The sequence below is a fragment of the Pseudoxanthomonas sp. 97-1-1 genome (assembly GCF_057773125.1).
Map to the genome: position 1 here is coordinate 611,942 of NZ_JBYMTJ010000001.1, position 20,962 is coordinate 632,903.

The following is a 20,962-nucleotide window of genomic DNA, read 5'->3' on the forward strand; positions in this document are numbered from 1 at the left end:
CCCATCCCAGCCCTTGGCCAGGAAACCACTGCATGCCCGAATCCATCTACGACGCCCTGCGCGAAAGCCATGAAACCCAGCGCTCGCTGTGCCGCCGCCTGCTGCGTTCGAAACCCGGCACGCGCGAGCGGCTCGACCTGTTCACTGGGCTCCGGATCGAATTGGCCGCGCATGCCGCCGCGGAGGAGCGCTTTCTCTACGCGCCCATCCTGATGGACGACATGGGGCTGGATTCTTCCCGCCACGCCCTGCACGAACACCACCAGATTGACGAGCTGGTCGAAGACCTCCAGTCCCTCGACCCCCGTTACGCCGCCTGGCTGAAGAAGGCGCGCGAGTTGTCGGAGAAGGTGCACCATCACCTGCGCGAGGAAGAGAAGAAGTTCTTCCAGGTGTCCGGCAAGATCCTCGGCGCGACGAAGAAAACGCAGTTGGCCCGCCAGTACCGCCGCGACTACACGCGCATGCGGCGGAAGCTGGAAGCGGAATAGGGAATAGCACCCGCACGACCCGCGACGACGACGCGCCCGCACGGTAGGCTGCCGGCATGGATTCCCTGATCGCCGCCGCCGGCCGGGCCCTGACGGCCGGCGATGTCCTGGGCGCGCTCAAGCACGTGGGCTGGCGGGACGACCCGCCCGCACTGGCCCTGCGCGGCATCGCGATGGCGCAGCTCGGCGACTATCCGCGCGCGCGCGATCTCCTGCGTCGTGCCGCGCGTGGCTTCGGTCCGCGAGAACCCTTGGCGCGGGCACGCTGCGTGGTCGCCGAGGCGGAGGTGGCACTGGCCCTGCGCGACTTCGGCGCCGAGCCGCAGCGCCTGGACGCCGCCGCACAGGCACTGGCCGCACGCGGCGACCGCGCCAACGCACGCCATGCGGAACTGATTGCCCTGCGCCGTCACCTGCTGCTCGGACGGCTGGAAGCCGCGCATGCCGCCCTGGATACGCTCGATCTGGAGGGCGCGCCCGCCGCACACCATGCCCTGGCTGCACTCGCCGCCGCCGAGATCGCACTGCGCTCGCTGCGCACGCGCGATGCGCGTCTGGCGTTGCAGCGTGCACGGACCGCCGCCTCGCTGGCCGGCATCCCCGCGCTGTCCGCCGAGATCGCGCAGGCCGACGCCAGTCTGCGGCGTCCTGCCGCGCGCATCCTGCACGGAGGCCACGAGCAACCCGTCACGCTGGACGACGTGGAAGCGCTGCTCGCTTCCGGCACGCTGGTCGTCGATGCCATGCGCCACGCGGTGCGCGATGCCACCGGCATGGCATCGTTCGCGCGGCGCCCCGTGCTGTTCGCGCTGCTGCGTGCACTCGCCACCGGCTGGCCCGGCGATGTCGACCGCAACGCATTGATCGCGCGCGTGTTCCGCACGCGCCAACCGGATGAGACGCATCGCGCACGGCTGCGCGTGGAGATCGGGCGGTTGCGCCGCCTGCTTGCGCCATTCGCCGACCTCACCGCCACCGCACGCGGTTTCCAGCTCACGCCGCACGGCACGCGCGGCGCGGTCGTACTTGCATCGCCGGTCGAAGGCGAACAGGGCGCGTTGCACGGGCTGCTGGCCGACGGCACGGCCTGGTCCACCTCCGCACTCGCACTGGCCACCGGCGACAGCCAGCGCTCCGTGCAGCGCGCACTCGCCGCGATGGAAGCGGCCGGCCAGGTCCGTGCGATCGGGCGCGCCCGCGCGCAACGCTGGGTGGCCCCTCCGCTGGTTGGATTCACGACGATCTTGTTACTCCCCGCCACGCCGACGGGTGCGTAGATTGGCCCCGTCCCCGCACACCCGGAGCAAGCCATGAACGACACCACCCGCCACGCCGCCGCCAGTCCCGCCGAGATCGTCCGCGAATACGGCCCGTTCCAGGCCAATGGCGGTGTCGCTGGCGTCACCCACGACGGCCACCACGTGTGGGCCGCCACCGGCGACCGTCTCATCGCCATCGATCCCGCCAGCGGCGACATCGCGCGCAGCCTTCCGCGCGCGGCCGATGCCGGCACCGCGTTCGACGGCACGCACCTGTACCAGTTGGCCGAAGCGCGCATCGACAAGATCGATCCCGCCACCGGCGCCGTGATCGCCTCGATTCCCGCGCCGGGCCAGGGCGGCGATTCGGGCATGGCGTGGTCCGACGGCAGCCTGTGGGTGGGCCAGTACCGCGAACGCCGCATCGTGCAGATCGACCCGGCCACCGGCGCCGTGCTGCGTACCCTCGAATCCGACCGCTTCGTCACCGGCGTGTCCTGGGTCGACGGCGAGTTGTGGCACGCCACGTGGGAAGGCGACGACAGCGACCTGCGCCACATCGATCCGCACGATGGCCGCGTGCTGGCACGCCTCGACATGCCCGCAGGCGTCGGCATCAGCGGCCTGGAATCCGACGGCGGCGACCTGTTCTATTGCGGCGGCGGCCCCAGCGGCATGCTGCGCGCGGTAAGGCGTCCCGCACGCGTCGACTGATACCGCCTGCCGCCCCGTGCGGCGCCCCTGAATTCCTTCCTCCACTGCATGCAGGCATGCGGCACGGATGACGCTCGCCTGCTTGCCCGCCTGCACCCACGCCAAGGAGCCTGCCATGAACGCGCCTGCACACGACACGCCCGCCATCGTTTCCCGCGACGCATGGCGCACCGCCCGCCTCGCGCTGCTCGCGCGGGAAAAGGAACTCACCCGCCTGCACGACCGGATCGCACGCGAACGCCGCGCCCTGCCGTGGGTCCGCGTGGACACGCCCTATGCCTTCGACACGCCGCACGGCATGCGCACGCTGGCGGAGCTGTTCGACGGCCGCCGCCAGTTGATGGTGCAGCACTTCATGTTCGCGCCCGGCTGGGAGCAGGGCTGCAAGAGCTGCTCCTTCATGGCCGACCACCATGCCGGTGCGCAGCTGCACCTGGCCCAGCGCGACCTCACCCTGATCGCGGTGTCGCGCGCACCACTGGCCGACATCGAAGCGTTCCGCCAGCGCATGGGCTGGACCTTTCCGTGGGTGTCCTCGCATGGCACCTCGTTCAACCACGACTTCGGCGTCAACTTCACCCGGGAGGAGATGTCGCGCGGCGCGGTGGACTACAACTACACGCGGCAACCGTTCCCGCACGAGGAAGCGCCCGGCATCAGCGTGTTCGTACGGGACGATGCCGGCCAGGTCTTCCACACCTATTCGCGCTACGGCCGCGGCGTGGAAGCGATGATGCACACCTACGCGCTGCTGGACCTCACCCCGCACGGGCGCAATGAAGACGCGGAGGACTACCCGATGGCCTGGGTACGCCATCACGACCGCTACGATGCGGCGCCCGTCGCCACGGCGGGGGCGTGCTGTTCGGCCAAGCCCTGAGGTAGCGCGCTGTCATGAGCCTGTCCGAAGCATGGCTTCCGTGGCTGGCCGTCGCCGGCCTTGGTGCCCTGCACGGCCTGAGCCCGGCGAACGGCTGGATGTTCGCGGCGGCGCGTGCCGCGCGGTCCGGCGATGCGCGCGATGTGCGCCGCGCCCTGCTGCCGATCGCCATCGGGCACGCGCTGTCGGTGGCGCTCGTGGTAGTGCTGGTAATGCAGGGCGCGCGGTGGGCGCCACATCGCGTGCAGGTCGTGGCCGGTGCCTGCCTGCTTGCGCTGGCGGCATGGCAGATGGTCCGGCGACCGTGCAAGCCCGCTGCCCACGTCGCGCATCGATCACGGGCGGGCCTGGCCGCCTGGTCCTGCCTGATGGGCACGGCGCATGGCAGCGGCCTGATGCTGGTACCCGCGCTGCTGCCGCTGTGCGTGTCGAGCGGGCCCGCGCGTGCCATCACCGCGACCGGATCGCTGCCGCTGATGTTCGCCGCCGTGGCCCTGCACCTGCTGGCGATGCTGGCGACAACCCAGGTCGTCGCCCGTGGGGTCTGCCGCGGGCTGCGGCATCGCGCATGCGCGCCGGATGCGGCGTGGACACCGGCCCTCGCGTTGGCAGGCGTGCTCCTGATCGTGGCCCGCTGAAAACGCTACGCCTTCTTTACGCCGCCGAAGGTGTGTCGGCATGGCGGCTTTACGCGAGGGACGCCTATCGTGGCCACACCGCACGCGATGTGCGCCACGACCCGATGCATGTCCATCCTGATCCTGCGCGGCCCGCATGCTGCGCTTTCCGACACCCGCTCCATCTATCCATCGCTGCGGCAACGTGCGAACGCGGCCGGCCAAGCGCTGCACTGCCGCGTCTTCACGACGGTCCGCGACCTGCTGTCCGGCTTGCGCCGCGCGCATGCCGACCCGGCCGACATGCTGCTGCTCGATGTTGGCGACCTGGCCGTTCATGACACCACCCAGGCCCGCGCCCTGCGCGACGCGCTCGACAGCCTGCCCTCGCCCTACATCGAAGTGCATGCCGATGCCGCACACGCGCTGGAACCGCGCGTACTGCCGCAGCACGTGCCGCTGGTCACCGTGATCCTGCGCGACGACCTGCCGCGCGCCTACGCGATGGCGCTGGAAGTCGCGCTGCGCCGCCTGCGTCCCGCCCCGTCGGCAGGGACGTTCCATGCCTGAGCCGGAGCCCCTCATGTCCATCCTCGTCATCCGTGGCCCCGAATGCCACGACGCCCTGACCTCACCGCCACCCCCGCTGCCATCGTCGGTGCTCGGCGCCCTGGTGCAGCGCGCCGGCTGCGCCGGACAGACCCTCGCCGTACGCAGCTGCGCCTCCACCACCGAAGTGCTGGCCGCCCTGCGCCTGGCCAATGAATGGGGCGTACGCGCCACCCTGCTCGATCCTGGCGCACTCATCGACCATCCCCTGCTGCAGCGCGCGGTGCACGATCTCATGCATCCCTACGTGGAAGTACATGGCGACCTCGGCGAACACCCACACGTGCTGCCGGCCACCACTGGCCGGCGCCTGGCGGTCGTCGACGGCTACGGCGCACGCAGCTACGCACTGGCGCTGGAGATCGCCTTGGAACAGCTCGGTTGCGCGGAGTGCGAGTGCGATGTGCACGTCGGCACCTGACGCAATCGCCGTCGCGCAGACCCGCCACTACTTCGCCGACTACGAGGTCTACGACGCCGGCCAGTGCATCGCCTGGGGCCAGGTGATGCTCGCCTGCGAAGCGCCCGACGTTGCGGCGCAGGCGCTGCGCGCACGCGCCGCCGCACAACAGGGCGTGGCCGCCGGCGCGATCCGCCTGCGCTGCATCAGTCGCCTGTGACCGCGTGCGGCGGGTGTCACTGAACCGTCATCCACGCCGCGTACCTTGCCGCCCTTTCCTGCACCGTGGGACGGGACCTTGGCCGAACACGCGATCCGCGCGCTCACGCGTGTGTTCACCGACCAGGCACCCGCGCTCCGGGGTTTCTTCGCGCGCCGCGGCGCCAACGACGAAGCCGAAGACCTCGTCCAGGAAACCTACCTGCGCCTGCTGCGCGCGCACCAGGGCCAGGGCGAGCACATCGCCAATCCCGAGGCCTACCTGTTCACCGTCGCGCTCAACCTCGCGCGCGAACAGGCTGCACGCCGGCAGCGCACGCCGGTGCCCATGGAAGATGTGGAGCAGGTCGCCGCGCTGGTCACCAGCGTGGACGGCGTGGAGGATGCAACGGAGCGCGCGCAGCGCCGGCAACACATGCAGGCCCTGCTGGCCAGCCTGCCTGCGCGTACGCGCGCGGTGCTGGTGATGCAGTATCGCGACGGCCTGACCTACCGCCAGATCGGTGAACGCCTGGGCGTGTCTTCGCACATGGTGAAGAAGCACGTGGTGCGCGGCCTGGCCGTATGCCGTCGTGCGATGGGGGCCGCATGATGACCACGCCCCTGTTCCCTCCCGGTGCTGCCGCCGCCACCCGCGAAGCCGCCTACTGGCACGTGATGCAGCGCGAAGGCGCGCTGGCCCCCGCCGACCAGCAGCGCTTCATGGAATGGCTGGTGGCCTCGCCCGCGCACCTGCGCGAATACCTGGCCATCGCAAGCGTCGCCGCCGAGATCGGCGATGCCATACGCGGGCTGCCCGCGGAATCCGAGCAAGCGGGCACGTGCGACAACATCATCCCGCTGCCATTGCGCACCGCGCGTGTACCCGTCACGCGCGCGCCGCCGCGTCGCCTGCCACGCATCACCGCCGCGGCGGCCGTACTGCTGGGCATCGGCGTCGCCGTGCATGCAGCGCTGCCCAGCGCGCGCCACTACACCGCCGCACATGGCACGCCGCGCGTGGTCACGCTCGAAGACGGCACGGTGATGCATCTCAATGCGGAAAGCGACGTCACCGCAACCATCGGCCTGCTGCGCCGGCGCGTCGAACTGGCGCGCGGCCAGGCGAGCTTCGTCGTGGCCGAAGATCGCCGCCCGTTCACCGTGCACGCGGCCGGACTGGAAGTGCGCGACATCGGCACCACTTTCGACGTATCGCTGCAACGCGACCAGGCGCGCTTCGGCGTGGCCGAGGGGCGCATCCACGTGATCGACCGTGCGGGCAAGGGGCGGTTGCTCGCCGACCTGACGGCCGGACAATCCGCGCACGTGGCCCACGCCGACCGCAAGGTCAGTGTGGTGCAGGAAGATGTCGGCGCCATGACGGCGTGGTGGCAACGGCGTGTCGTGTTCCGCGACGAACCCCTGCGCGACATCGCCGACCGCTTCAACCGCATGAACACCGTGCGCCTGCGCGTGGACGACAGCGAGGCCGGCGCGCTGCGCCTGACCGGCAACCTGCGCGCGGACGACGTGGCGTCGTTGCGCGCCTTCCTGGACGAACAACCCACGCTCGCGGTCAGCGCCGATGCGCGCGAGATCCGCGTGCGTTCGCATCATGCACCCGCGCATGGTGCGTGGTGAAGCTGGCGCTGTAAGAAAAAATTCATGGGAAAACCGGTGCCCGACCGGCGCCGTGGGCCCTCGTAGTGGGGGTGCGTGCGTGTTGTCGCGCGCCACCACCCCACTCCACCCGGACACCACGATGCGCCGACTCCTCGTTCTTTCCATCGCCCTGGCCCTGCAGACAGCGACCGCCCACGTCGCCGCCCAACAGGCGACCGTCGCGACCGACGTCATCCCCTCGCAATCGCTCGACAGCGCGCTCAATGCGCTGTCGCGGCAGACCGGACTGCAGTTCGTCTACAACGCACAGGCAGGCAATCCGCGCACGCGCGCCGTGCCCGCCGGCCTGTCGTCCGAGCAGGCCCTCACCCATCTCCTCGAAGGCACCGGCCTGCGCTTCCGCTATCTCAACGCCAGCACCGTCACCATCGAATCCGACGCTGCCAGTGCGCCGACCGTCCCGGCAACACCCGCATCGGCACCGGCCGCCCCCGCGCCCGTACCCACGGCACAGGCGGTGGATGCGCAGGAGCTGGAGAGCGTCACCGTGGTGGGCAGCTACAGCCGCAGCCTGGAACAGGCGGTGGACATCAAGCGCTACAACGTGGGCTTTTCCGACTCCATCGTCGCCACCGACGTGGCCGACTTCCCGGAGCAGAACCTTGCCGAGGCCCTGCAGCGCATGCCGGGCGTGACCATCGAACGCAACAAGGGCATGGGCAGCAAGGTCAACGTGCGCGGCCTTCCCTCCGAGTACACCCACGTATCGATCAACGATCTCGCCACCGCCTCCGGCAGCGGTGGGCGCGATGTCGAGTTCGACCTGTTCGCCTCGGAGATCATCCAGCAGGTCACCGTGCAGAAGTCGCCGACGGCAGCGGACGAGGAAGGCGGCATCGCCGGTTCGGTGGAGATCTCCACTGCACGTCCGTTCGATTACAACGGCCGCAAGCTGGTGGCGTCCGCCGAAGGCGCGCACAACTCGATCTCGGAAGAGACCGATCCGAAGTTCGCCTTCCTGGCCAGCGATACCTGGGGCGACTGGGGTGCACTGGTGTCGTTCTCGCATGCCGAGCGCACCAACCGCACCGATTCGACCTCGGGCATCAACTTCCGCCCGATGTCGCGCTTCCTCGGCGCGTCGGGCACGCGCGGTTCGCAGGCCGAAGCCGTGATCGAGCGCGATACCGGCTGGGTGATCAACAACCGCGCCAATACCGCCGAGAGCAACCTGATCGTGTTCCAGGACAAGGTCGGCGACCGCGCGTACCTCAACGACCAGGAAAAGTGGGGCGCCACCGCGTCGCTGCAGTACAGGCCCAGCAGCACCTTCAGCCTGACCTTCGACGCCATGGTCGGCGGTTACGACACCACCGAGGACGAATACGACGCTGCGGCGTACTCGGCCTCCAGCCGCAGCACGCTGGAGACGATCCACGAGTACGACGCCACCACGCTGTCCGACTACGGCATGCTGGTGCTGCGCGACGTGTCGTACACCGCCACCCAGCATGAGTTCCTCAGCAAGGAGCGCATCAACAAAACCGACTACGGCCAGTACAGCCTTGCGCTGGACTGGAACAACGACCTCTGGGACGTGGAAGCGATGGCCGGCTACTCCGGTGCGGAGAAGACGCTGGACTATTCCAACCTGAAGCACGTCGCCTATGCGCCCTCCCGCACGCGCTGGACCGGCCGCAGCGGCGAGACGATCCCCAGCGCCAGCTCCGCCGGCTTCGACATGTACGGCTCGCCCGAGCGCTACCTGTTCGAGGCGTACGAGACCACGCTGGAGAAGATCAACGACGACAAGTACGCCGCCAAGGTGGACGTGACGCGCAAGCTCGAACTGCCCTTCCTGCCGGCCCTGCAGAACGTGCAGTTCGGCGCGCGTTACACCGATCGCAGCAAGGAGCGACAGTACGGCGAACTCAAGATCACCGGGCCGGGCCCCGGCGACACCTCATGGGTCAACACGCGCACGCTGGCGGACAGCCCGCTGCAGTGGATCGGCGATATCGTCCCCGGCGGCGCCTACAGCGTGAAGGACCTCGACTGGCAGCAGGTCTCCAACGATTTCGCACGCGGCTACTTCCGCTACCCCGGATTCTCCACGCCGTTCGACGATGCGCAGTACTACCGCGTCGACGAGGAGGTCGCCAGCCTGTACGCGATGGCGAACCTGGATTTCAACATCGGCCGGGTGCCGGTGACGGTGAATGCGGGCGCGCGCTATGTCGACACTTCGGTGGTGTCCTTCGGCTACCACCCGGTGCAGAACCCCGATGGCAGCACCGGCTACACGGATACGCCGGTTTCGAAGGACGGCGGTTACACCGACGTGCTGCCCAGCTTCAACCTGACCGCGGAACTGGCCGACGGCCTGCTGCTGCGCGCCGCGGGTTCCGAGACATTGATCCGCCCCTCGCTCAGCGACGTGGCCTACAAGCGCACGGCGAGCTGGAGCTCGTTCCGCTTCACCGATGGCAACCCGGACCTGAAGCCCACTTATGCCAAGCAGTGGGAGATCGGCCTGGAGAAGTACCTGGACAATGGCGGCCTGCTGGCGGCGTCGTACTTCCGCAAGAAGATCGATGGCGTGGTGGTCAGCGCATTGACGGGCGTGGTCGAGGACGTCGCGGTCTACAACGCCAACGGCACGCTCAACGGCTACTACGATTTCGACGTGTACCAGCCGGTGAACGCGAAGGGCTCGTACGACGTGGACGGCATCGAGCTGATCGCGAACCTCCCGCTGCGCGCGTTCCACGAGGCACTGGACGGCTTCGGCATCAATGCCAACTACACGATGCTGGACAGTTCGCTGGCCGGCGAATCCGACCTCGGCATCCGTACGCCGATGCCCGGCCTGGCGGAGAAGACCTGGAACTTCACCGCGTACTACGAGAACCAGCACTTCGATGCGCGCGTGTCGTACAACCACAAGGACGAGTACGTGGAGTCGATCGGCTACAACATGTATCCGATCTGGCGCGACGCCTACGGCCAGTTGGACATCTCGATCGGCTACAGGATCAACGACCACCTCAAGCTCAGCCTGAAGGGCATCAACATGACCGACGAGGAGACCAGCGGCTACACGATGGATCCCTCGTTCCCGACCATGTACGAGAAGTCGGGCCGTCGCATCAGCCTCGGCCTGCGCGCCGACTTCTGAGCGCCCGCGCCGCCCGTTCCGGGCGGCGCCTTCCTGTCCACGCCCGGGCCGCCGTTGCGGCGGCCCGGCACGTGCGGCGCGCGATGTCGCGCCCGTCCGAGGAGTCCACGATGTTGCGTCACCTGATCTGCCTGGGCCTGCTCGGCCTTTCTCCCGTCGTGCACGCGGAAGACGCCGACGCCGGCCGCGCGTGGCAAGCCGGCGACCACCACGTGCACAGCGAGTGGAGCGTGGACTGGGACCGCACCACCACCCCGCCCACGCCGATCCGGGGCGGCGATTCTCCCTACACACGCAGCCACAATGCCCGCCAGGCGCTGAGACACGGCCTTGCCTGGATGGTGCACACCGACCATGGCGGCCCCGGTCACTCCAGGGTGACGCGGGAACATGCATGGCCCGCACTCGAGCAGGCGCGCCGCGATGTTCCATCGTTGATCCAGTTCAACGGCATGGAGTTCGATGTGCCCGGGGCCGAGCACGCCTCGCTGGTCATCGCCCCCGGCAAGCACGAGCGCGATGAACTGGTGGAGATCGAGCACCGCTTCAGCCGCAACGAACCGATAGATGGCCTGGCGCGCGATGACGGCCAGACCATGATCGATGCGCTGGCGCACATGCGCGCCCTGCCTGCACCACCGCTGATGTTCGTCAACCACCCCTCGCGCACCGCCACCGGCGTTGGCGCCTGGGGCGAGGTGGAGCCCACCGAACTGCGCGCGTGGCACGACACCGCACCACGCGTGCTGGTGGGCATGGAAGGCGCACCCGGCCACCAGGCCACGCGCACCGAACGCGGCCTGTATCGCAACGCCGCCGCACCCACCTTCGGCGGCTTCGACCAGATGACCACGCAGGTCGGAGGCGTGTGGGACACGCTGCTCGCGGAAGGCCGCCGCTTCTGGATCACGGCCTCCTCCGATTCGCACGAAAACCTGCGCGACGGCGGGCGCGACTACGACCCGGGCGAATACAGCAAGACCTATGTGTGGGCACGACGCGACGCGCGCGACATCCTCGACGGCCTGCGCCATGGCCGCATGTTCGCGGTCACGGGCGATGTGATCGATGCACTGGAACTGACGGTCCGCGCAACGGGCCGGGACTCGCGCACAGCGACGCTGGGCGACACGCTGGCGATGCCGCCGGGCACGACGATGCGCATCGAGCTGCGGGTGCGGCAACCGGCGCGGCCCAACCACCATGGCGAACATCCGTCGCTGGCGCAGCTGGAGCTGATCGTCGGCACGTCCGGCGAGGATGGCACGCCACGCATGCAGAGCAGGCGCTGGACCGCCGGCACGTGGCGCACCGACGGGCCCTGGCGCATCGTCACCTGGGACCTGCCGGTTCCCGCGCGCGGCGCGTTCGTGCGTGCACGCGGCAGCAACACGCTGGAGACGACGCCGCTCGCGGACGTGCCTGGCGAGGATCCCTGGCGGGACCTGTGGTTCTATTCCAACCCCGTGTTCGTCGATACCGGCGACCAAGCGTCGGAGACTCACTAGCGGGACAGCGCGCATTCACGCCCCCGTGTGACCCCGCGCGCAGTTCGCCGCGAGCAGCTTGCGTACGTTGACGCCATCTTTCCAAACCGCGCGCAACACTGCATGCGTGGTCGGCGCCGCAGCAGCGGCAATCCGGATCCAGGTGAACAGCCACGGCGACCACAAGGGTACCGTTGTACGAAGCCCTAGCTTCGTCCAGCTTGGCTGCAAGTGCGTCCCCGTCGAAGGATCGCTGGCGCGGTACCCTCTTCATGATGCAGGACATTCCGCACTCACACCGATGCATCCTTCTCCCTGCGAAGCGGGGAGAAGGTGGCCGAAGGCCGGATGAGGGGCAAGCGCGACATGTCCGGTCGGTGACAGCTTCACTCGATGCAGTGGCCCTGTGCCCCACCACCTAGTACGCGACGGCGCGGCCTGCATCGGGAGAGGCGCGCCTCATACGTTCGGTGGCAGCGGCAGACGTGCGCGCGGAGCGGGGTCGCATCGTGGCGCAAGCGATTGCAACTGGCAGAACGTGGCGTCGTAGGCGGCCACTTCCTCCTGGTACTGGCACAGCGCACGGAACGGACTGCGCGCGGACAGCGCCTGTGCGGTCGCACGCAGGCGTTCGCCGTCGGGATGGGTCTGCACCAGTGCCGCCACCCACACGGTGAGGGCTTCGAGTTGGCCGGTGGTGCGGGCATCGCTGGTTTCAAGGCGATCCAGCAGGTTGTGCAGGTGGGTTTGCGAATACAACAGCATGGGGCATGACATCCGGTGAGTGATCACCGCGGCCTGGCCCCTGTTCCAGCGCGTTGGTTTTCCCTGTTCACGGGCGTCACAACGCGCTCCGGCCAAACCGGTGGGGCCGGAGTCAGGCGCCGTTGGGGAGGGCGTGACTTCCGGCCTATGGATGCCGCTGGATCAGGCGAGGTGGGTGCGCAGATCCACGTCGGCCACCTTGTCCTGGTAGTCCTCCTTCGGGTCCACGCCGAACAGCAGCTTCACGCCGGCCAGCAGGCTCTGCTCGTTGAGCCATATCTCCGCGTGCTCGGCATCGAAGCGCAGCAGCGCCAGCTTCGGATCATCCTTGCCACCCTCGTACCACGCGGCGACGAAGGGGTTCCACAAGCGATCGATCACGCCACGGTCGTCATCGCGGACCAGCATGCCCTGCAGGCTGGCGAACACGTCGTGCCCCATCGACGCGAACGTGGCCAATGCCCGCTGCGGGGATCGCGTGCGCTGGGCAAGCTGGTTGTCGGTGGCGGTGAAAATCCACAACGGACCGCGGCCTTCATGTTCCAGCAGCGCCGTCATCGGCCGCGTATGGCCCTCCTCCGCGCCATCCAGCCCCAGCATCAGCGTGCGATCGGACTTGATTGCTTTCCAGAGCTTCTTTTCCAGTTCTTCGGGGGTATGCATGGCGCGACTCCTTTCTCTTCATCGGGGATGCCTGCAACCTAAAGCGGACGATGTGGTGCGCCCGTCAAGATCGCCCGCCATCCGTCAGCCCGCCGTCATGTTTGTGGCGCAGGCGTCACGGGCACTGCGCTGGAACATGAATGCGCAACGCGGATTTCACCTGTCGTTCGCGACTGGCCGCGCACGCTCGCGTGGCGCTACCCACCAAGGAGATTCGACATGAATACCCCTCGCCTCCTGCTGTCGCTGGGCCTGATGTCGGTGATGTCGGCCGCCGCAGCACAGACGTACGGCCCGGAAGACGAAGGCCGCCGCTTCAGCGACGGCAGCAAGGTCGTCTGCAAGAACGTGGAAGTGCAGAAGAACAGCAAGGACCCCAACCGCGTGGCGGGCACGGCCATCGGTGCGGTCGTGGGCGGCCTGCTGGGCAACCAGGTCGGCAGCGGCAGCGGCAAGAAAGTCGCCACGGTCGGCGGTGCGGTGGCCGGTGGTGCCATCGGCCGCAAGGTGCAGGGCAACAGCCAGGAGGACAAGGGCGACCGCATCGTCGAACGCCGTTGCGAGCGCGTGTACCGCTAGGCTCACCGCCCGCAGGACAGGTGCCGACAGGCGCCCGTGGCGACGAGGCCGCGGGCGCTTTTTTTTCAGTCATCCCGCAGCGTCATCCGACGAGAAGTGCGTCGCGCTTCGCCCGACGGAACGGCACCGGGGCCAAGGCCGGTCGGATGTCGTCGGGCCAGAGACCCGGATCCGCTGCGGCTTCCCATGCCCGCCGCCCTGGCATGGGCGCCGTCAGGACACCAGCTGCAGCCGAAGTTCCTTCGGCAGGGCGAAGACCATGTTCTCGGGCTCGCCTGCGAGTTCGCTGACGCCGCCAGCGCCGAGGTCGCGCAGGCGCTGGATGACGCCTTCGATCAGGACATCGGGCGCCGAGGCGCCGGCCGTTACGCCGATGCGCTGCTTGCCCTCGATCCAGCGCGGGTCGATCTCGTGCGCGCCGTCGATCAGGTACGACTCCACGCCATCGCGCTCGGCCAGCTCGCGCAGGCGGTTGGAGTTGGAGCTGTTGGGCGAACCCACGACCAGGACTAGATCGCATTCCTTGGCCAGATCGCGCACGGCGTCCTGGCGGTTCTGCGTGGCGTAGCAGATGTCGTCGTTCTTCGGCCCATGGATCGCCGGGAAGCGCGCCTGCAGTGCCTGGATGATGCCCACGGTGTCGTCCACCGACAGCGTGGTCTGGGTGGTGTAGAAGAGGTTGTCGGGCTGGCTCACTTCGAGCGTGGCGACATTGTCGATGTCTTCCACCAGGTAGATGCTGCCGGCGCCGCCTTCTCGGCTCCACTGCCCCATCGTGCCTTCCACCTCGGGATGGCCGGCATGGCCGATCAGCACCACGTCGCGGCCTGCACGGCAGTGGCGCGCGACCTCCAGGTGCACCTTGGTGACCAGCGGACAAGTGGCGTCGAACACCTTCAGGCCACGTCGCGCGGCTTCGCCGCGTACCGCCTGCGACACGCCGTGTGCACTGAAGATGACGGTCGCGCCGTCCGGCACTTCGTCCAGTTCCTCGACGAAGATCGCGCCGCGCTGCTTCAGGTCATCGACGACGAAGCGGTTGTGCACCACTTCATGCCGCACGTAGATCGGCGCGCCCAGCGTCTCGATGGCGCGCTTGACGATCTCGATGGCGCGGTCGACGCCGGCACAGAAACCACGGGGATTGGCGAGCAGGACGTCCATAAGACCGATATTACCGAAGGCGGAGAAATGAAAAGATGAATCTGTTGCCGGTGCCGATCCCGCGTGGCACCTGCACCCCTCTCCCGCCTGCGGAAGAGGGGAACGGGGTAAGGGCAGACCGCCGCGACGCGTTTCGTAGGGTGGGCCCTGGCCCACCGTGTTGATGCGTCATCGCGCGGCGGGCCAGGGCCCGCCCTACGCGGTCTTCTTCTTGCCCTCGAACAGGCCGAACAGCGCAATACCGATGGCCCCGCCCACCACCGCGCAATCCGCGATATTGAACGCCGGCCAGAAGTGGTCCCGCCAGTGCCACTGGATGAAGTCGATCACGTGACCGTGGATCTGGCGGTCGATGACGTTGCCCAGCGCGCCGCCGATCACCAGTGCGTATGGCAACGCCTGGCGCCAGTCGCCGCGGCGCGTGCGCGACAGCCAGAAGCCGAGCAGGCCGCTGATGCACACCGCCAGCACGGTGAAGAACCACAACTGCCAGCCGCCGGCATCGGCGAGGAAGCTGAAGGCGGCGCCGGTGTTGTAGGTGCGGTACCAGTTCCAGAAGCCCTCGATCACCGGGATGGCGGTGTATTCCGGCAGCGACGCCAGCACCCAGGCCTTGGACCACTGATCAAGGCCGATCACCACGGCCGACAGCAGCAGCCAGATCAGGGCATTGGGTTTGGGATGTTTGCTCATCATGTTCCTATTGGAAGAAACCTGTAGGAGGGGCTTCAGCCCCGATGCTCCGATGGCGGGCAGTCGGGGCTGAAGCCCCTCCTACAGGGAGATATCAGAACCACACCCGGTCTTCGCCGGCGCCGTCGATGTTGCTGACGCAGCGGCCGCACAGCTCCGGATGCCCGGCATGCGCGCCGACATCGGCGCGGTAGTGCCAGCAGCGCACGCACTTGCTCTTGGTGGTCGGGGTGGCCAGCACGAAGACCTCGTCGGCACTGACCTCGGAGACGGTGACGTCGCCGCTGATGAACAGGAAGCGCAGCTCCTCCGCGAGCGGCTGCCACTTCGCTGCCTTGATCGCGCTCACCGACACGGCGATCTCGGCTTCCAGTGCGGCACCGATCAGGCCGTTGGCGCGCATCGGCTCCAGCACCTTCGCCACCTGCTCGCGCAACGCGAGCAGTTCGTCGAAGTCGGCGGCATTCAGTGCCGCGCCCTCCGGCAGCGGCGCAAGGCCGTCGTACCAGGTGGCGAACAGCACGTTGCCGGCGTGTTCGCCGGGCAGGTACGCCCACATCTCGTCGGCGGTGAAGGTGAGCACCGGCGCCACCCAGCGCACGAAGGCTTCGGCGATGCGGTACATCGCGCTCTGCGCGCTGCGCCGCCCGCGCGAATCCTCGCGCATGGTGTACAGGCGGTCCTTCGTGACGTCCAGGTACAGCGAACCGAGGTCGACGCTGCAGAAGTTCAGCAGGGCCTGCACGATCTCGGCGAAGTCGTAGCGCTCGTAGGCGGCCTTGATCCTTTCCTGCAGCTCGAAGGCGCGGTGCACGATCCAGCGGTCCAGCGCGACCATGTCATCCACCGCGACCAGATCGCGCGCCGGGTCGAAGCCGTTGAGGTTGCTGAGCAGGAAGCGCGCGGTGTTGCGCAGGCGCCGGTAGGCGTCGGCGTTGCGCTTGAGGATTTCCTGCGACAGCGACATCTCGTTGCTGTAGTCGGCACTGGCGATCCACAGGCGCAGGATGTCCGCGCCCAGGGTCTTCATGATGTCCTGCGGCTCGATGCCGTTGCCCAACGACTTGGACATCTTGCGGCCGTGCTCGTCCACGGTGAAGCCGTGGGTGAGGCACTGCTTGTACGGGGCTGCCTTGTCGATCGCCACGCCTGTGAGCAGCGATGACTGGAACCAGCCGCGGTGCTGGTCGGAGCCTTCCAGGTACAGGTCGGCCGGCTTGCCGATGCCGCGCTCCAGCAACACCGCTTCGTGGGTGACGCCAGAGTCGAACCAGACATCGAGGATGTCGGTGATCTTGTCGTAATCCTTCGACTCGTCGCCCAGCAGTTCGGCCGCGTCCAGCGTGTACCAGACGTCGACGCCGCCCTGCTCCACCTTGTCGGCCACGGCGCGCATCAGCTCGACGCTGCGCGGATGCGGTTCGCCGGTTTCGCGATGCACGAACAAGGCGATCGGCACGCCCCAGGTGCGCTGGCGCGAGATGGTCCAGTCCGGGCGTCCATCCACCATGCCGGCGATGCGGGCTTCGCCCCACTGCGGGAACCAGCCGACGTGCTTGATTGCTTCCAGCGCATCGGCGCGCAGGTTGGCCTGCTCCATCGAGATGAACCACTGCGGCGTGGCGCGGAACGCGATGGGCGTCTTGTGGCGCCAGCAGTGCGGGTAGCTGTGCTCCAGCTTGCTGAAGGCGAGCAGCGCGCCGCTCTGCTTGAGCACGTCGACGATCGTGTCGTTCGCCTTCCAGATGTGCAGGCCGGCCAGCTCCACGCCATGCGCGGCCGGTGTGGACGGCAGGTAGACGCCACGGCCATCGACCGGATTGAGCTGGGCGGCGGTGTACTTGTCCAGCAGGCCGTACTGCTTGCTGACGACATAGTCCTCCTGGCCGTGGCCGGGCGCGGTGTGCACGGCGCCGGTACCGTCCTCGGCCGACACGTGGTCGCCCAGCAGCACGGGGATGTCGCGCGTGTCGTAAAACGGATGCGCGAACAGCAGGCCTTCCAGCGCACTGCCCTTCACGCGCGCATGCACGACCACGTCGGTGACGCCGTAGCGCTGCAGCGCGCGCGCAGCCAGCGCATCGGCCAGCACCAGCCAGCGGCGCCTGCCGTCGTGCGCAGGGCCTTCGACCAGCGCGTACTCCAGTTCGCCACCGACCGAGATCGCCAGCGAGGCCGGCAGCGTCCACGGGGTCGTGGTCCAGATCGGCAGGGCGACTTCGACATCGGCCGGCACCGTGGCGCCGAACGCCTTCGCCACCGCCTGCGCGTCGCGCGCAGCGTAGGCCACGTCCACCGCCGGCGAGACCTTGTCGGCGTATTCGATCTCGGCTTCGGCCAGCGCCGAGCCGCAGTCGAAGCACCAGTGCACGGGCTTCACGCCGCGGGTCAGGTGGCCGTTGGCGACGATCTTGGCCAGCGCCCGGATCTCGTTGGCTTCGAAGCGGAAATCGAGCGTCTTGTACGGGTTGTCCCAGTCACCGGTCACACCCAGGCGCTTGAAGTCCTTGCGCTGGATGTCGATCTGCGACTCGGCGTACTCGCGGCACTTCTGGCGGAACTCGACCGCGTCCAGCTTCACGCCGACCTTGCCGTACTTCTTCTCGATAGCGATCTCGATCGGCAGGCCATGGCAGTCCCAGCCCGGGATGTACGGCGCATCGAAGCCGGCCAGGTACTTCGACTTGACGATGATGTCCTTGAGGATCTTGTTGACCGCGTGGCCGAGATGGATCGCGCCGTTGGCGTACGGCGGACCATCGTGCAGCACGAACAGCGGGCGACCCTTCGCGTTGTCGCGCAAGCGGGCGTACAGGCCTTCGCTTTCCCAGCGGGCCAGCGTGTCGGGTTCGCGCTTGGGCAGGTCACCGCGCATCGGGAAGTCCGTCGCGGGCAGATGGAGGGTGGCTTTGTAATCCTGGCTCACGCCGTCACTCGTTCTTTGTGTTCGGAAAGGAGGGCGCGCGCCTGGTCGGCATCGCGATGCATCTGCTCGGTAAGGCTGGGCAGATCGGGGAATTTCAGTTCGTCGCGCAGCTTGGCGACGAACTCGACTTCGATATGGCGCCCGTAGAGGTCACCGGCGAAGTCGAACAGGTGGGCTTCCAGCAACGGCTCCACGCCGTCCACTGTCGGCCGCGTGCCGAAACTGGACACCGACGGCCAGGGCTTGTCGCCAACGCCGTGTACCCAGGTGGCGTAGATGCCGGACAAGGCCGGCGTCTTCGGAAAGCGCAGGTTGGCGGTGGGAAAGCCGAGCGTGCGGCCTAGCTGCTTGCCGCGCACGACGCGGCCGCCGATCGCGTACGTCCGACCCAGCAGGCGGGTGGCGGTGGTGAAGTCGCCGCTCTTCAGCGCTTCACGGATGCGGGTGCTGGAGACGCGGTCGCCCTGGGCGTGCACAGGCTCGATTTCGCCGGCGCTGAAACCCAGTTCGCTCCCCATCGCCTGCAGGAGGGCGAGGTCGCCACCGCGACGGTGGCCGAAACGGAACTCCGGGCCGATCCATACTTCGCGTGCCGCCAGGCGACCGACCAGCAGCGTGCGGACGAAGTCTTCGGCCGACATGGCCGAGAGTTTTGCGTCGAAACGCAGCAGGCCGACATGATCGGCACCCAGGTCGAGCAGGCCTTCGACTTTGGCCCGGGCCAGGGTCAGCCTCGGCGGCGGGTTGTCCCTGGCGAAGAACTCGCGCGGCAGCGGCTCGAAGGTGACCACCACCGCCGGCACGCCCAGCGCACGGGCACGCGTCACCGCATGCCGCACCAGCGCACGGTGGCCCGAGTGGAGGCCATCGAAGGCGCCGATGCAGACCACGCTACCGTGCGGGCACAGAGACCCGCCATCGACGTCACGGAACAGCCTGCTCATGGATTCCTGTCTGAAGGTCGACCATGCAAGGCCGGACCGGGATTGCGTCGCAAGACCTTGAAGTATAGCCGCCCGGGCCAGCTTCAATGCCCACGCAGGTCATGTGGACGGATGCCCTGCAGCCAGAGCAGGCCGCCGTAGAGCGCGCCGCCTGCGCCCACCGTCACCGCCAGGCGCCACCCTCGTTCCCACCATGCCCAAGCCGACCAGTCCGGCCAGGCCAGCCGGAATGCCAGCACCACCAGCGTCATGGCGAATGTCGCCACACCGATCTGGCGGAGGAAGCGACCCCACCCCGGCTGGCGGCGATAGACGCCTGCCTTCCGCAGCAGCCAGGCCAGTTGCAACGCATTGACCCAGCCGGCGATGGCGATGGCCAACGCCAGCAGCGCGTGGGCGCCCTGCACTTGGCCTAGCGCATTCTTCAGGTTGCCACCGGCCGCCTCCAGCGCTTGGCGGCCGGGCTCCGTGCCATAGAGCATCGCGGCGAAGAACAGCAGCGTGCACAGCGCATTGGTCAGAACCGCCACGATCGCGGCTTTCACCGGGGTGCGGGTGTCCTGGCGCGAATAGAACGCCGGTGCCAGCACTTTCACCAGCAGGAAGGCAGGCACGGCGATGGACTGGGCCATCAGACTCCAGCTGGCCATCTGCACGTCCGTGGCATCGAACTGGCCGTACTGGAACAGCGTCGACAGAAGCGGCTGGGCGCACAGGACCAACCCGGCGCAGGCCGGCAGGCCGATCAGCAGGCAAAGCCGGAAGCCCCAGTCCAGACCCTTCGAGTAACCGTCCGGGTCGGTTTCGGCATGGCGGCTGGACAGGTGCGGCAGGATCACCGTGCCGATGGCGACACCGAACATGCCCAGCGGGAATTCCAGCAGACGGTCGCTGTAGTACAGCCAGCTGACACTGCCGCTGACCAGCAGCGCGGCAATCCATGTATTGAGCAGCAGGTTGAACTGGGTCACCGAGGAGCCGAACAGCGTGGGCACCATCAGGGTCAGGATCCTGCGCACGCCGGCATGGGCGAAGTCCAGCCGCGGGCGCGGCAGCAGGCCGAGCCGGAACAGCGACGGCAACTGGAACCCCAACTGCAGTACGCCGGCGATGAACACGCCCCACCCCAGCACCATCACCGAACTGCCGAACCAGTGCTTGGCGGACAGCGCCGCCGAGATCATCGCCACATTCAGCAGTACCGGCGACAGCGCGGGGATGGCGAAACGCTGGTAGCTGTTGAGCACAGCGCCGACCAGCGACGCCAGCGAGATGAACAGCGCGTAGGGGAACGTGATGCGCAGCAGGTCGGTCAGCATCGCCATCTGCGCGGCATCGAAGTTCGGCGCGATCAGGCGGGCGATCTGCGGCGCCAGCAGGATGACGATGGCGGTCAGCACCATCAGCGCGGCCGCCAGGGTGCCGGCCACCCGATCGACCAGAGCCTTGACCTCCTGCGCGCTGCGGGTGGCCTTGTACTCGGCCAGCACCGGGACGAAGGCCATCGAGAACGACCCTTCGGCCGAGAGCCGCCGCATGAAATTGGGGATCCGGAACGCCACGAAGAAGGCATCCATCATCCCGCCCGCTCCGAAGACGTGGGCGTAGACCTGGTCCCGGACCAGTCCCGAGAGCCGGGACAGGAAGGTCATGGAGCTGAAGACGGCGGCCGAACGCAGCAACCTGCCGCTCATCGCCCCCCCTTTTCCCGGGGACGACCCAGGTTGACGCAACCCATTGAATGCCCCATAATTTCCGGCTCTATTACC

Annotated in this window: 20 protein-coding genes; 13 read left to right on the forward strand and 7 right to left on the reverse strand. The window is 68.1% G+C overall.

Features of this window, described 5'->3' with window-relative positions:
* The first annotated feature begins 32 nt into the window (after window positions 1–32).
* The 12 genes from AC3DET_RS02970 to AC3DET_RS03025 all read left to right on the forward strand — a co-directional run bounded on the left by AC3DET_RS02970 (window position 33) and on the right by AC3DET_RS03025 (window position 11,480).
* On the forward strand, window positions 33–491 hold the full coding sequence (locus tag AC3DET_RS02970; RefSeq protein ID WP_446537455.1) for a hemerythrin domain-containing protein: 459 nt from the start codon (window positions 33–35) through the stop codon (window positions 489–491).
* 56 nt (window positions 492–547) lie between these two features.
* Complete coding sequence (locus tag AC3DET_RS02975) at window positions 548–1,768, forward strand: helix-turn-helix domain-containing protein (protein ID WP_488390670.1); 1,221 nt, start codon at window positions 548–550, stop codon at window positions 1,766–1,768.
* Window positions 1,769–1,801: 33 nt separating this feature from the next.
* On the forward strand, window positions 1,802–2,464 hold the full coding sequence (locus AC3DET_RS02980) for an NHL repeat-containing protein (protein WP_446537457.1): 663 nt from the start codon (window positions 1,802–1,804) through the stop codon (window positions 2,462–2,464).
* Between the two features lie 115 nt (window positions 2,465–2,579).
* Entirely contained in the window at window positions 2,580–3,344 is a 765-nt protein-coding gene (locus tag AC3DET_RS02985) for a DUF899 domain-containing protein (protein WP_446537458.1), read from the forward strand.
* Between the two features lie 14 nt (window positions 3,345–3,358).
* A complete protein-coding gene (locus AC3DET_RS02990) occupies window positions 3,359–3,982 on the forward strand; it encodes a hypothetical protein (protein ID WP_446537459.1) in 624 nt (207 codons plus the stop codon).
* 108 nt (window positions 3,983–4,090) lie between these two features.
* Window positions 4,091–4,531 carry a hypothetical protein gene (locus tag AC3DET_RS02995; RefSeq protein ID WP_488390671.1) on the forward strand — a complete coding sequence of 147 codons (441 nt, stop codon included), beginning with the start codon at window positions 4,091–4,093 and terminating at the stop codon, window positions 4,529–4,531.
* Between the two features lie 13 nt (window positions 4,532–4,544).
* A complete protein-coding gene (locus AC3DET_RS03000; protein WP_446537461.1) occupies window positions 4,545–4,991 on the forward strand; it encodes a 3-dehydroquinate dehydratase in 447 nt (148 codons plus the stop codon).
* Entirely contained in the window at window positions 4,972–5,190 is a 219-nt protein-coding gene (locus AC3DET_RS03005; RefSeq protein ID WP_446537462.1) for a hypothetical protein, read from the forward strand. Before AC3DET_RS03000 ends, AC3DET_RS03005 begins: the two co-directional genes overlap by 20 nt.
* 78 nt (window positions 5,191–5,268) lie before the next feature.
* The gene (locus AC3DET_RS03010; protein ID WP_337730247.1) at window positions 5,269–5,781 is read left to right on the forward strand and encodes an RNA polymerase sigma factor; all 513 of its coding nucleotides are present in this window, start codon (window positions 5,269–5,271) and stop codon (window positions 5,779–5,781) included.
* A complete protein-coding gene (locus AC3DET_RS03015) occupies window positions 5,778–6,812 on the forward strand; it encodes a FecR family protein (protein WP_488390672.1) in 1,035 nt (344 codons plus the stop codon). The genes AC3DET_RS03010 and AC3DET_RS03015 overlap by 4 nt, the downstream gene beginning before the upstream one ends.
* 121 nt (window positions 6,813–6,933) lie before the next feature.
* On the forward strand, window positions 6,934–9,972 hold the full coding sequence (locus AC3DET_RS03020; RefSeq protein ID WP_488390673.1) for a TonB-dependent receptor: 3,039 nt from the start codon (window positions 6,934–6,936) through the stop codon (window positions 9,970–9,972).
* Window positions 9,973–10,082: 110 nt separating this feature from the next.
* Window positions 10,083–11,480 (forward strand): CehA/McbA family metallohydrolase domain-containing protein, encoded by a 1,398-nt coding sequence (locus tag AC3DET_RS03025; protein WP_488390674.1) that lies wholly within the window; start codon window positions 10,083–10,085, stop codon window positions 11,478–11,480.
* A 438-nt stretch (window positions 11,481–11,918) separates the two neighbouring features.
* On the opposite strand, the gene AC3DET_RS03030 is transcribed toward AC3DET_RS03025, so the two are convergent.
* Window positions 11,919–12,224 (reverse strand): hypothetical protein, encoded by a 306-nt coding sequence (locus tag AC3DET_RS03030; protein ID WP_192200634.1) that lies wholly within the window; start codon window positions 12,222–12,224, stop codon window positions 11,919–11,921.
* Window positions 12,225–12,386: 162 nt separating this feature from the next.
* Complete coding sequence (locus tag AC3DET_RS03035; protein ID WP_488390675.1) at window positions 12,387–12,887, reverse strand: pyridoxamine 5'-phosphate oxidase family protein; 501 nt, start codon at window positions 12,885–12,887, stop codon at window positions 12,387–12,389.
* 219 nt (window positions 12,888–13,106) lie between these two features.
* On the opposite strand from AC3DET_RS03035, the gene AC3DET_RS03040 reads away from it, so the two are divergent.
* Complete coding sequence (locus AC3DET_RS03040; RefSeq protein ID WP_192200632.1) at window positions 13,107–13,466, forward strand: glycine zipper 2TM domain-containing protein; 360 nt, start codon at window positions 13,107–13,109, stop codon at window positions 13,464–13,466.
* Between the two features lie 213 nt (window positions 13,467–13,679).
* Here AC3DET_RS03040 and ispH read toward each other — a convergent pair whose 3' ends face one another.
* The 5 genes from ispH to murJ all read right to left on the reverse strand — a co-directional run bounded on the left by ispH (window position 13,680) and on the right by murJ (window position 20,887).
* Window positions 13,680–14,630 carry a 4-hydroxy-3-methylbut-2-enyl diphosphate reductase gene (ispH, locus tag AC3DET_RS03045; RefSeq protein WP_192200631.1) on the reverse strand — a complete coding sequence of 317 codons (951 nt, stop codon included), beginning with the start codon at window positions 14,628–14,630 and terminating at the stop codon, window positions 13,680–13,682.
* A gap of 195 nt (window positions 14,631–14,825) precedes the next feature.
* Window positions 14,826–15,323, reverse strand: coding sequence for a signal peptidase II (lspA, locus tag AC3DET_RS03050; RefSeq protein WP_337730868.1), 498 nt, complete (start codon window positions 15,321–15,323; stop codon window positions 14,826–14,828).
* Window positions 15,324–15,417: 94 nt separating this feature from the next.
* Window positions 15,418–18,249, reverse strand: coding sequence for an isoleucine--tRNA ligase (gene ileS, locus AC3DET_RS03055; protein WP_488390676.1), 2,832 nt, complete (start codon window positions 18,247–18,249; stop codon window positions 15,418–15,420).
* Entirely contained in the window at window positions 18,246–19,193 is a 948-nt protein-coding gene (locus AC3DET_RS03060) for a bifunctional riboflavin kinase/FAD synthetase (protein ID WP_337730254.1), read from the reverse strand. The genes ileS and AC3DET_RS03060 overlap by 4 nt, the downstream gene beginning before the upstream one ends.
* A gap of 83 nt (window positions 19,194–19,276) precedes the next feature.
* Window positions 19,277–20,887 (reverse strand): murein biosynthesis integral membrane protein MurJ, encoded by a 1,611-nt coding sequence (gene murJ, locus AC3DET_RS03065; RefSeq protein WP_488390677.1) that lies wholly within the window; start codon window positions 20,885–20,887, stop codon window positions 19,277–19,279.
* Window positions 20,888–20,962: the final 75 nt, after the last annotated feature.

Bases quoted from the DNA above. Each gene is read 5' to 3' on its own strand.
- AC3DET_RS02995 (WP_488390671.1), top strand. From the start codon at position 4,091: ATGTCCATCCTGATCCTGCGCGGCCCGCATGCTGCGCTTTCCGACACC.
- AC3DET_RS03015 (WP_488390672.1), top strand. From the start codon at position 5,778: ATGATGACCACGCCCCTGTTCCCTCCCGGTGCTGCCGCCGCCACCCGC.
- ispH (WP_192200631.1), bottom strand. From the start codon at position 14,630: ATGGACGTCCTGCTCGCCAATCCCCGTGGTTTCTGTGCCGGCGTCGAC.
- AC3DET_RS03000 (WP_446537461.1), top strand. From the start codon at position 4,545: ATGTCCATCCTCGTCATCCGTGGCCCCGAATGCCACGACGCCCTGACC.
- AC3DET_RS02985 (WP_446537458.1), top strand. From the start codon at position 2,580: ATGAACGCGCCTGCACACGACACGCCCGCCATCGTTTCCCGCGACGCA.
- AC3DET_RS02980 (WP_446537457.1), top strand. From the start codon at position 1,802: ATGAACGACACCACCCGCCACGCCGCCGCCAGTCCCGCCGAGATCGTC.
- AC3DET_RS03025 (WP_488390674.1), top strand. From the start codon at position 10,083: ATGTTGCGTCACCTGATCTGCCTGGGCCTGCTCGGCCTTTCTCCCGTC.
- AC3DET_RS03005 (WP_446537462.1), top strand. From the start codon at position 4,972: ATGTGCACGTCGGCACCTGACGCAATCGCCGTCGCGCAGACCCGCCAC.
- AC3DET_RS02990 (WP_446537459.1), top strand. From the start codon at position 3,359: ATGAGCCTGTCCGAAGCATGGCTTCCGTGGCTGGCCGTCGCCGGCCTT.
- lspA (WP_337730868.1), bottom strand. From the start codon at position 15,323: ATGAGCAAACATCCCAAACCCAATGCCCTGATCTGGCTGCTGCTGTCG.
- AC3DET_RS03060 (WP_337730254.1), bottom strand. From the start codon at position 19,193: ATGAGCAGGCTGTTCCGTGACGTCGATGGCGGGTCTCTGTGCCCGCAC.
- AC3DET_RS03030 (WP_192200634.1), bottom strand. From the start codon at position 12,224: ATGCTGTTGTATTCGCAAACCCACCTGCACAACCTGCTGGATCGCCTT.
- AC3DET_RS03035 (WP_488390675.1), bottom strand. From the start codon at position 12,887: ATGCATACCCCCGAAGAACTGGAAAAGAAGCTCTGGAAAGCAATCAAG.
- murJ (WP_488390677.1), bottom strand. From the start codon at position 20,887: ATGAGCGGCAGGTTGCTGCGTTCGGCCGCCGTCTTCAGCTCCATGACC.
- AC3DET_RS03020 (WP_488390673.1), top strand. From the start codon at position 6,934: ATGCGCCGACTCCTCGTTCTTTCCATCGCCCTGGCCCTGCAGACAGCG.
- AC3DET_RS02970 (WP_446537455.1), top strand. From the start codon at position 33: ATGCCCGAATCCATCTACGACGCCCTGCGCGAAAGCCATGAAACCCAG.
- AC3DET_RS03040 (WP_192200632.1), top strand. From the start codon at position 13,107: ATGAATACCCCTCGCCTCCTGCTGTCGCTGGGCCTGATGTCGGTGATG.
- AC3DET_RS02975 (WP_488390670.1), top strand. From the start codon at position 548: ATGGATTCCCTGATCGCCGCCGCCGGCCGGGCCCTGACGGCCGGCGAT.